We start from the raw sequence: 9,209 nt of genomic DNA on the forward strand, positions 1-9,209 counted from the left end.
TAGACGACGGCGTCGAGGCGGCGCTCGAGCAGGCCGATCAGGTTCTGGCCGGTGTCGCCCTTCATGCGCGACGCTTCGAAATAATTCTTCTTGAACTGCTTTTCGGTGATGTCGCCGTAATAGCCCTTCAGCTTCTGCTTCGCGCGGAGCTGGATGCCGAAGTCGGACATCTTGCCCTTGCGGCGCTGGCCGTGCTGGCCGGGGCCATATTCGCGGCGGTTGACCGGGCTCTTCGGGCGACCCCAGATGTTCTCGCCCATCCGGCGGTCGAGTTTATACTTGGCGCTCTGGCGCTTCGACATTTGCGTCTCCAATATGCTGTGTGCCGAAGGATTTCGGCGGTTCCCGGGTCGCACCATATGGACGAGATGCCATATGCGACCGCCGCTTCACCGGGGTGCGGGGTCCATTGCGAAGGCGCGCGGTTAGACGGACAGGGGCGCAGAGTCAAGCGTTGCGGGGGCAATTGGCGGCATGCCTCGACAGCACGAAAAAAGCCGCTAAAGGCAGCGCGCATGACGTCCGCCAAACTTCCCGAACCCAAACGTCCCGAAGACTGCGAAACGATGATCGATGTCCGCGCCGGGGTCGACGAAGTCGACCGCGCGCTCGTCGCGCTGCTCGTTCGCCGTTTCGGCTATATGGACGCCGCGGCGCGCATCAAGACCGATCGCGGCACCGTTCGCGACGAAGCGCGCAAGGCCGAGGTGCTGGGCAATGTTGCGCGCGAAGCCGAAGCCGCGGGGCTGGAACCCGAGCGACTTCGCGCCGTGTGGAACGAACTGGTCGAACAATCGATTGCCTATGAGGCGGCCCGATGGGACCGCATCCGCGCCGATAGCTGACTGTTTGGCTTGATTCCGCGGCGTCGGCGCGCGCAAACGACGCCGATGCCGCGTGCATCATTCCATACCAGCGAAATTCGATCGATCAGCGGGCGCCCGCGCCGCCATTTATGCGAACGTCGCTCCCGACGTCCTGCGGCTGTCCATCCCATTGTTCCTGCGTCTTGCAGGTGCGGCCTTTCAAGCGCGAGCCCGTGTTCACATCGCTGCGGCAGATTTTCTTCGGCTTGGCTGGTTTGGCGGTGGCGGCGGTCGGCGCCGGCGCTTCGGTCGCTTCGGGGGCTGCGGCAGAAAGCGCGAGGGAAAGAACGAGAGTCAGCATCATGGTCTCCAAGGTCGATTCCCACCCGTTATCGTGATCGGGGCGTCCTGCCAAGTGCCGTCACGATTCCATGCATCATCCTGATATCATTGTGCGACCATCCGGTCTTGGTCAGCGCGGTGCGCAAGGTGCGCAGCGTGGCCTCGGTCCGCTCGGGCGGAACGAAATAGCCACTCGCATCGAGATCGCGCGTCAGATGTTCGATCAATTGTTCCAGCTCGGCATGCGGCGCCGGCGGGTCGAGCGGCACCTCGGGCGGGCTCGCCAGCGCGATACCCTTGGACCATTCATAGGCGAGCAGGATGACCGCCTGGGCGAGATTGAGCGAAGCGAACTCGGGATTGATCGGCACTGTCACGATCGTGTGCGCGAGCGCGACATCGTCGGTTTCGAGCCCCGATCGTTCGGCGCCGAAAACATAGGCCGAGCGCCCCGCGCTGGCATGGACTTCGCGCGCCGCCGCTTCGGGGGTCAGCACGGGCTTCATCACGCCGCGTTTGCGCACCGTGGTGGCATAGATGGTGGTGCAGTCGGCGACCGCATCGGCGAGGCTGGCGAACACTTTCGCCTCGGCCAGCACAATGTCAGCGCCCGCCGATGCCGGGCCGGCGTCGGGATTGGGCCAGCCGTCGCGTGGGGTGACGAGGCGCAGTTCGGTCAGCCCGAAATTGAGCATCGCGCGCGCCGCCTTGCCGATATTCTCACCAAGCTGCGGACGGACGAGGACGATGACGGGAGGCGGGGCGGCGCTCAATTTTTATGCGCTGCTTCGGTGACCGAAGAGGCGAATTCCTCGAAATCCCTAGCCTCGGTAAATTCGCGGTAGACGCTGGCGAAGCGGATATAGGCGACGCTGTCGAAGCCTTTCAGCGCCTCCATCACCATGCCGCCGATCTGCTGCGCCTGCACTTCGCTCTCGCCCGACGTTTCGAGCTGGCGCTGGATGCCCGACACCAGCCGTTCGATGCGTGCGCCGTCGATCGGACGCTTGCGGCACGCGATCTGGATGCTGCGCATCAATTTCTCGCGGTCGAAGGGTTCGCGGCGGCCGTCGGCCTTGGTGACACCGACCTCGCGGAGCTGGATGCGTTCGAAGGTCGTGAAGCGCGCGCCGCAATCCTCGCACTGGCGGCGGCGGCGAATCGCGGCACCGTCCTCGGTCGGACGGCTGTCCTTCACCTGACTGTCTTCATGGCCGCAGTACGGGCAACGCATGGGTTAGCGCTTCACCCGCGAATAGAGCGCGATCGCGGCCCCGGCCAGCAGGCCGACGGGCCACGACACGACGGGCAGCACCGCGCCGGCGATCGCGCCGACGACACCGCCGGTCAACACGGGGCGAGTCGAGGGATGGGCCATGCCTTGTTTGCCCATCGCCTTGACCTCTTCGATCGAGAGTTCGACCAGCGTCGGTTCCTCGGGGTGCTGCCGCGCCATAGCCCTTATCCCTGATAAATGGGGAAGCGTTCGCACAGCGTGCGGACGCGGCCCCGGACATTCGCTTCGACATCGGCGTCGCCATGCTCGCCCTTGTCGCGCAGCGCTTCGAGCACATCGGCGACCATATCGCCGATCTCCTCGAACTCGGCGATGCCGAAGCCGCGCGTCGTGCCCGCGGGCGAACCGACGCGGATGCCGCTGGTCTTGACCGGCGGCAGCGGGTCGAAGGGGATGCCGTTCTTGTTGCACGTGATCGCGCTGCGTTCGAGCGCCTCGTCGGCATCGCGGCCGGTGACGCCGAGCGGGCGGAGATCGATCAGCGCGAGGTGCGTGTCGGTGCCGCCCGCGACGACATCGGCGCCGCGTGCCTTGAGCCGGTTCGCCAGCGCCTGCGCATTGGCGATCGTCGCCTTCGCATAGTCCTTGAATTCGGGACGCAGCGCTTCGCCGAACGCCACGGCCTTTGCGGCGATGACGTGCATCAGCGGGCCACCCTGAAGGCCGGGGAAGACCGCCGAATTGATGCGCTTGGCGATCGCTTCGTCATTGGTCAGGATCATGCCGCCGCGCGGGCCGCGCAGCGTCTTGTGCGTCGTCGTGGTGACGACATGCGCATGTTCCATCGGCGACGGATGCGCGCCGCCCGCCACGAGACCCGCGAAATGCGCCATGTCGACCATCAGCAGGGCGCCGACATCGTCGGCGATCTGGCGGAAGCGCGCGAAATCGAGCGTGCGCGGATAGGCCGAGCCGCCCGCGATGATCAGCGCGGGGCGATGCTCCTTCGCCAGCGCCTCGACCTGGTCGAAATCGACGAGATGGTCGTCGGCGCGCACGCCATATTGCACCGCGTTGAACCATTTGCCCGACATCGCCGGCGGCGCGCCGTGGGTCAGGTGACCGCCAGCGTCGAGGCTCATGCCCAGGATCGTCGCGCCGGGCTTGGTCAGCGCCAGCATCACCGCGCCGTTCGCCTGCGCGCCCGAATGCGGCTGGACGTTGGCATAGCCGCAATCGAAGAGCTGTTTGGCGCGGTCGATCGCGAGGGTTTCGACCTCGTCCGACGGGGCGCAGCCCTGATAGTAACGGCGGCCGGGGTAACCTTCGGCATATTTGTTGGTGAACACCGACCCCTGTGCTTCGAGCACCGCCTTCGAGACGATATTCTCCGACGCGATCAGTTCGATCTGATACTGCTCGCGTTCGAGCTCATGCTTCATCGCAGCTGCGACCGCGGGGTCGACGGTGCCGACGCCGTCAGTGAAATAGCCGGCCGATTTGATGGGCTTGGCGAGCGTGTCTGTGGTCATCGGCTGGTCTCCAGTTGGGCCAAGTTGACAGGGGGATTGGAAAGCTTGTCGACGCGGCGCGCGTGGCGATCGCCGGCGAATTCGGTAGTCAGGAAAGCGTCGAGACAGGCCTTGGCCATGTCGATGCCGGTCAGGCGCGCGCCCATCGCGATCACATTCGCGTCATTATGCTCGCGCGCCAGCTTTGCTGACAGCGGCTCGTCGACGCGGGCGCAGCGGCACGCGGGGTTGCGGTTGACCGAAATCGAAATGCCGATGCCCGACCCGCAAAGCGCGACGCCACGTTCGGCGCGGCCGTCGGCGATCACTTCGCCGAGCTTGTAGCCATAATCGGGATAATCGACGCTGTCGGGGCCATTGGTGCCGAGATCCTCGACTTCGTGGCCGGCTTCGCGAAGCCAGTCGGCGAGAGCGGCTTTCAGCTCCCAGGCGGCGTGGTCAGAGGCTATTGCAATGCGCATGATGCGGCTCCCGCGGGGCGATAGGGAATCGATGAGCGCCCTTTAGGCGAAGCGGCGCGGATTGGCCATAAGCGAGGTGGCAAATTTGTGACGGCGCCGATAAAGCCGCCCCATGTCCGACACGATCATGTCCATCCTGATGCTGACCGGCGTCCTTTTGACCGGCGGTGCAGCCTATGTCTTTCGCAAGGGCGACCGCCGCCGCGCGCTGCTGATGCTGATCGCGGCGCTGGTGATGTTCGCGAATGTCGCGATCTGGCTGGTGCCGGTAAAATAGTCTTGATCCTCCCTGTCGCGAAGCGATGGGGAGGGGGACCGCGCCCGAAGGGCGTGGTGGAGGGGTAGGCGCCATAACCCCTCCGTCAGCCCTGCGGGCTGCCACCTCCCCATGGCTGCGCCACGGGGAGGAGCTGATCGTCAGCGGATCGGCGAATCGGGCGCGAGCCGCATATCCAGATAATTATCGAGCGACTTCATCAACTGGTCGAGCTCATGCTCGAAGAAATGGTTCGCGCGCGGGATTTCGTCGTGATGGATCGTGATGCCCTTTTGCGTGCGCAGCTTGTCGACCAGCTTCTGCACCGCGCTCGGCGGCACGATCTCGTCCTGCCCGCCCGCGACGATGATGCCCGACGAGGGGCATGGCGCGAGGAAGCTGAAGTCGTACATGTTCGCCGGCGGTGCGACCGACAGGAAGCCGCGGATTTCGGGGCGGCGCATCAAAAGCTGCATGCCGATCCACGCGCCAAAGCTGAAGCCCGCGATCCACGTCGTCTGCGCCTCGGGATGGATCGACTGGACCCAGTCGAGCGCCGAAGCGGCATCGCTCAGCTCGCCGATGCCGTTATCGAACGTGCCCTGGCTGCGGCCGACGCCGCGGAAGTTGAAGCGCAGCACTGCGAAACCGCGCGCGACGAAGCTCTTGTACATCGCCTGGGTGATGCGGTCGTTCATCGTGCCGCCGCCCTGCGGGTGCGGGTGGAGGATCAGCGCGACCGGCGCGCGCGGGCGCGGCGGGGGCGAGAAACGGCCTTCGATGCGGCCTTCGGGGCCGGGGAAAATCACGTCGGGCATGGGAGCACCTCTTATCTTTTATGGCTGGCCGCCGAATCGCCGGGCTGGCAGGGTGGCGGAGCGAAGATGGCGCCTATATAGAAATTGGGTAGCATGTTGCAACTTTTGCGAATCGCTCGCAATAAGGAATGATTTTGTCTGCATTTTTTAGCCGTTCGCATCGAGCGAAGTCGAGATGCCCATCGGTTGTACGCGCCTTCTGGGTGTCTCGACTTCGCTCGACACGAGCGGGATTAGAGGGCAGATGCGCCCCATGATCTACCTCGATTACCAAGCCACGACGCCGCTCGCTCCCGAGGCGCGCGAGGCGATGCTGCGCTGGCTCGAAGGGCCCGGGGAGGGCGATGGCTTTGCCAACCCTGCGAGCACGCACAAAGGCGGGCGCGCCGCCGCGGCGGCGGTCGAGGTTGCGCGCGACCAGGTTGCGGTGTTGCTGCCAAAGGGCGGACGCGTCTTCTTCACGTCGGGCGCGACCGAGGCGCTCAACTGGGCACTGCTGCGCGGCGCCGAAGCGATGTCGGGCGGCGTCGCCGGGCTCAGCATCGAACATGCCGCGTCGCTGCAATGCCTTGAACGGCTGAGCGCTGCGATCCTGCCCGTCGATAGCGAGGGGCTGGCCCTGCCGCCCGACGACACGCTGATTCCCGAAAACGGCATTGTCGCGACCATGCTGGTGAACAACGAGGTCGGCACGATCCAGCCCGTCGCCGACTTCGCCGCCGCTGCACACGCCAAAAACAGTCTGCTGCTCTGCGACGCGGTGCAGGGCTATGGCCGCGTCGCCATCCCCGAAGGTGCCGACCTGATCGCGATCTCCGCACACAAGATTCACGGCCCCAAGGGCGTTGGCGCGCTGTGGGTCCGGGACGGCGTCGACCTGCCGCCGTTTATGTTCGGCGGCGCGCAGGAACAGGGGATGCGTTCGGGCACCGTCTCGCCGGCGCTTTGCGCGGGGTTCGGCGCCGCCGCCGCGCTTGCTGCCGAGCGCTTCGAGACGGACGCCGCGCATGTCGAGCGCCTGTGGTCGCTCGCGCGCGACATGCTCCCCGAATGGACGCTCAATGGCGCCGCAAATCGGCGCTACCACGGCAATCTCAACATCCGGCGCGAGGGGGTGAACGGCCTTCGCCTGATGTCCGACGCGCGCAACGTCGCCTTTTCGCTCGGCAGCGCGTGCGGCAGCGGATCGGGCAAGGTCAGCCATGTCCTCCGGGCAATGGGCGTGAGCGAAACCGACGCGCGCGCCTCGATCCGCCTCGGCTGGGGGCGCTACACGCGCGAGCGGGAATTGCGCGACGGCCTCACTGCCATCAAGGACGCCGCGCGCCTGCAGGGGGTGAACTGATGCGCGTCACCTTCATCCACGCCGACGGCAAGGGGCGCACCGAGGCCGAGGCTGAGCCGGGTTCGATCCTGCTCGACGTCGCGCAGGCGCATCTGATGCCGCTCGAAGGCACGTGCGAAGGCCAGATGGCCTGCTCGACCTGCCATGTCATCGTCGCCAAAGAGGATTTCGACCGTCTGCCGCCCGCGAGCGAGATGGAAGAAGATATGCTCGACCTCGCCGCCGGGGTGCGGCGAACGAGCCGGCTTTCGTGTCAGATACTGCTGACCCCAGAGCTGGATGGCCTGACGGTGCACATCCCCGCCGAAAGCCGAAACATGCAGGGGCCGCGCTGATTCATCCATCGAGCTGGTGTCGTTTTTGCGAGGGGCAGTGAGGATTTGTTTCACGCGAAGACGCGAAGGCGCGAAGAGGTCGTGCTTATCGCGAAGCGGTTTTTCCCTTTCGACAGAATGTCAAAATGCACCGCTGTGTAAAGTAAGGGGTCTATCGGCCCGAACCCTCTTCTTCGCGCCTTCGCGTCTTCGCGTGAAACATATCAAAGCCGACGCCGAACCCGAACACCGCCCGACTTGCATTTCCCCCTCATCCCCTCCATATGCGCCGCGGGAGTCGGGCGGACGCAGTCTTCGCCAACCCGGTCAGGTCCGGAAGGAAGCAGCCGCAACGAATTCGCTGCGGGTCGTTCCGGCTCCCACCCTCATGACATGTTATTTTCGTCACCCTGAACTTGTTTCAGGGTCCATGGTCGGCCCCCTCGATTGGCGCGGCCTTTTCCGTGCGGACAGGCCATGGATGCTGAAACAAGTTCAGCATGACGAGGGAAGAAGAATCGCCCCACCTTTCCCCTTCGACAAGATGGCGCAGCACCCCTAAGACGGGGCCATGGACGATTCCGCCGACGACGATACCCCGATGCTGGGAATGGACCTGCCCGAGACGGCGCCGCAGCCGCCCGCTGGCCCGTACCGCGTCCTTGCCCGCAAATATCGCCCGCAAACCTTTGCCGAACTGATCGGGCAGGATGCGATGGTGCGCACGCTCGGTAATGCTATCGCGCGCGACCGGCTGGCGCATGCGTTCCTGATGACCGGGGTGCGCGGGGTCGGCAAGACGTCGACTGCGCGCCTGATCGCGAAAGCGCTCAACTGCATCGGTCCCGACGGGCAGGGCGGGCCGACGATCGATCCGTGCGGGGTGTGCGAACCGTGCCGCGCGATCACCGAGGGCCGTCATATCGACGTGATCGAAATGGACGCCGCGTCGAACACCGGCGTCGACGATGTGCGCGAGATTATCGAGGCGGTGCGCTATGCCGCCGTCTCGGCGCGCTACAAGATCTACATCATCGACGAAGTCCACATGTTGTCGCGTAACGCCTTCAACGCGCTTCTGAAAACGCTCGAAGAACCGCCGCCGCACGTAAAATTCCTGTTCGCGACGACCGAAGTGAATAAGGTGCCCGTGACGGTGCTGTCGCGCTGCCAGCGGTTCGATCTGCGCCGCATCACTCCCGACATGCTCTTCGCGCATTTCAGCGCGATTTTGCAGAAAGAGGGCGTGGAGGCCGAGGCGCCGGCGATCTGGCTGATCGCCAATGCCGCCGAAGGATCGGTGCGCGACGGCCTTTCGATCCTCGACCAGGCGATCGCGCACGCCGACCTCGATGGCGGCGGCAAGATTAGCGCCGATCAGGTGCGCGTGATGCTCGGCCTGTCCGACCGCTCGTCGATTGCGCAGTTGATGGCGATGGTTCTGGAAGGCGACCCGGGCGGCGCGATCGATCTGGCGCGCGCGCAATATGCGCTCGGCATCGAGCCCGTCGCGATGGTGCGCGGTTTGATGGACCTGACGCACGCGATCACGCTCGCCAAAGTGTCGCGCCACGATGATCCCGCGCTCGCCGAGGCCGACCGCGAACGCATCGGTGACTGGGCGCAAAAGCTCGGTTTCGCGCCGCTCAACCGGCTGTGGCAGTTGCTGCTCAAGGGGCATGACGAGGTGCTGCGCGCGAACAATCCGCTCGAGCATCTCGAAATGCTGCTGCTCCGCGTGATTTACGCCGCATCGATGCCCGACCCGGGCGAACTCGCGAAACTGCTCGAAAAAGGCGGCGTTCCGACGATGCCGCTCGCCGCGCCGACGGCGGCCGCAACGCAAGAAAGCATGGCGGCCAAACCGGCGGCTGTCACGGAAGCGCCAGCAATCGCGAGCGCGGAGCCGCCTGCCTCGGCGCTTACCGTCTCACAAATCCATCAGCTTCTCGAAAGCACGGGAAATCATCGGCTTGCGGTCGATGTCTACGATCATCTGCGAATCATCACGATCGAACCCGGGAATCTCGTTTTCGCGCCCGTCGCTGTACTCGGCGCGTCGTTTGCGCGCGATCTGGGTGACGCGCTGCTCGCGCAG

General features: G+C 65.2%; 13 protein-coding genes and 1 other RNA gene. 6 read left to right on the forward strand and 8 right to left on the reverse strand.

What is annotated here, in order from left to right; translation table 11 throughout:
* Positions 1-302 (reverse strand): 30S ribosomal protein S4 (rpsD, locus tag VJ811_RS14115; RefSeq protein WP_324073409.1); only part of this gene is annotated, 302 nt, incomplete at its 3' end.
* Between the two features lie 213 nt (positions 303-515).
* Between rpsD and VJ811_RS14120 the strand changes: the two genes are divergently transcribed.
* Positions 516-845, forward strand: a complete 330-nt coding sequence (locus tag VJ811_RS14120) for a chorismate mutase (protein WP_324073411.1) — start codon at positions 516-518, stop codon at positions 843-845.
* An 85-nt stretch (positions 846-930) separates the two neighbouring features.
* Here VJ811_RS14120 and VJ811_RS14125 read toward each other — a convergent pair whose 3' ends face one another.
* From VJ811_RS14125 to rpiB, 6 genes are read right to left on the reverse strand one after another with little or no spacing between them, the layout of a single operon-like run.
* A complete protein-coding gene (locus VJ811_RS14125) occupies positions 931-1,179 on the reverse strand; it encodes a hypothetical protein (RefSeq protein ID WP_324073413.1) in 249 nt (82 codons plus the stop codon).
* A gap of 16 nt (positions 1,180-1,195) precedes the next feature.
* Positions 1,196-1,921 (reverse strand): RNA methyltransferase, encoded by a 726-nt coding sequence (locus tag VJ811_RS14130; RefSeq protein ID WP_324073416.1) that lies wholly within the window; start codon positions 1,919-1,921, stop codon positions 1,196-1,198.
* A complete protein-coding gene (gene nrdR / locus VJ811_RS14135) occupies positions 1,918-2,382 on the reverse strand; it encodes a transcriptional regulator NrdR (RefSeq protein WP_056374080.1) in 465 nt (154 codons plus the stop codon). Before nrdR ends, VJ811_RS14130 begins: the two co-directional genes overlap by 4 nt.
* A gap of 3 nt (positions 2,383-2,385) precedes the next feature.
* Positions 2,386-2,604, reverse strand: a complete 219-nt coding sequence (locus tag VJ811_RS14140) for a hypothetical protein (RefSeq protein ID WP_248453619.1) — start codon at positions 2,602-2,604, stop codon at positions 2,386-2,388.
* Positions 2,605-2,609: 5 nt separating this feature from the next.
* A complete protein-coding gene (gene glyA, locus VJ811_RS14145) occupies positions 2,610-3,917 on the reverse strand; it encodes a serine hydroxymethyltransferase (protein WP_324073421.1) in 1,308 nt (435 codons plus the stop codon).
* Complete coding sequence (gene rpiB / locus VJ811_RS14150; RefSeq protein WP_324073422.1) at positions 3,914-4,378, reverse strand: ribose 5-phosphate isomerase B; 465 nt, start codon at positions 4,376-4,378, stop codon at positions 3,914-3,916. Before rpiB ends, glyA begins: the two co-directional genes overlap by 4 nt.
* Positions 4,379-4,490: 112 nt before the next feature.
* Between rpiB and VJ811_RS14155 the strand changes: the two genes are divergently transcribed.
* The gene (locus VJ811_RS14155) at positions 4,491-4,655 is read left to right on the forward strand and encodes a hypothetical protein (protein ID WP_324073424.1); all 165 of its coding nucleotides are present in this window, start codon (positions 4,491-4,493) and stop codon (positions 4,653-4,655) included.
* A gap of 140 nt (positions 4,656-4,795) precedes the next feature.
* On the opposite strand, the gene VJ811_RS14160 is transcribed toward VJ811_RS14155, so the two are convergent.
* A complete protein-coding gene (locus VJ811_RS14160; RefSeq protein ID WP_037510410.1) occupies positions 4,796-5,452 on the reverse strand; it encodes an alpha/beta hydrolase in 657 nt (218 codons plus the stop codon).
* Between the two features lie 253 nt (positions 5,453-5,705).
* Here VJ811_RS14160 and VJ811_RS14165 point away from each other — a divergent pair, with 253 nt between their 5' ends.
* From VJ811_RS14165 to VJ811_RS14180, 4 genes are all read left to right on the forward strand, one after another.
* Positions 5,706-6,797 carry a cysteine desulfurase family protein gene (locus VJ811_RS14165; protein ID WP_324073432.1) on the forward strand — a complete coding sequence of 364 codons (1,092 nt, stop codon included), beginning with the start codon at positions 5,706-5,708 and terminating at the stop codon, positions 6,795-6,797.
* Positions 6,794-7,132 carry a 2Fe-2S iron-sulfur cluster-binding protein gene (locus VJ811_RS14170; RefSeq protein WP_324073435.1) on the forward strand — a complete coding sequence of 113 codons (339 nt, stop codon included), beginning with the start codon at positions 6,794-6,796 and terminating at the stop codon, positions 7,130-7,132. The genes VJ811_RS14165 and VJ811_RS14170 overlap by 4 nt, the downstream gene beginning before the upstream one ends.
* 269 nt (positions 7,133-7,401) lie before the next feature.
* Positions 7,402-7,499, forward strand: an RNA gene (ffs, locus tag VJ811_RS14175) — signal recognition particle sRNA small type.
* Between the two features lie 183 nt (positions 7,500-7,682).
* Positions 7,683-9,209 (forward strand): DNA polymerase III subunit gamma/tau (locus VJ811_RS14180; RefSeq protein ID WP_414711951.1); only part of this gene is annotated, 1,527 nt, incomplete at its 3' end.

Origin of the sequence: Sphingopyxis sp. (assembly GCF_035250425.1) — a bacterium.
GTDB lineage: Bacteria > Pseudomonadota > Alphaproteobacteria > Sphingomonadales > Sphingomonadaceae > Sphingopyxis.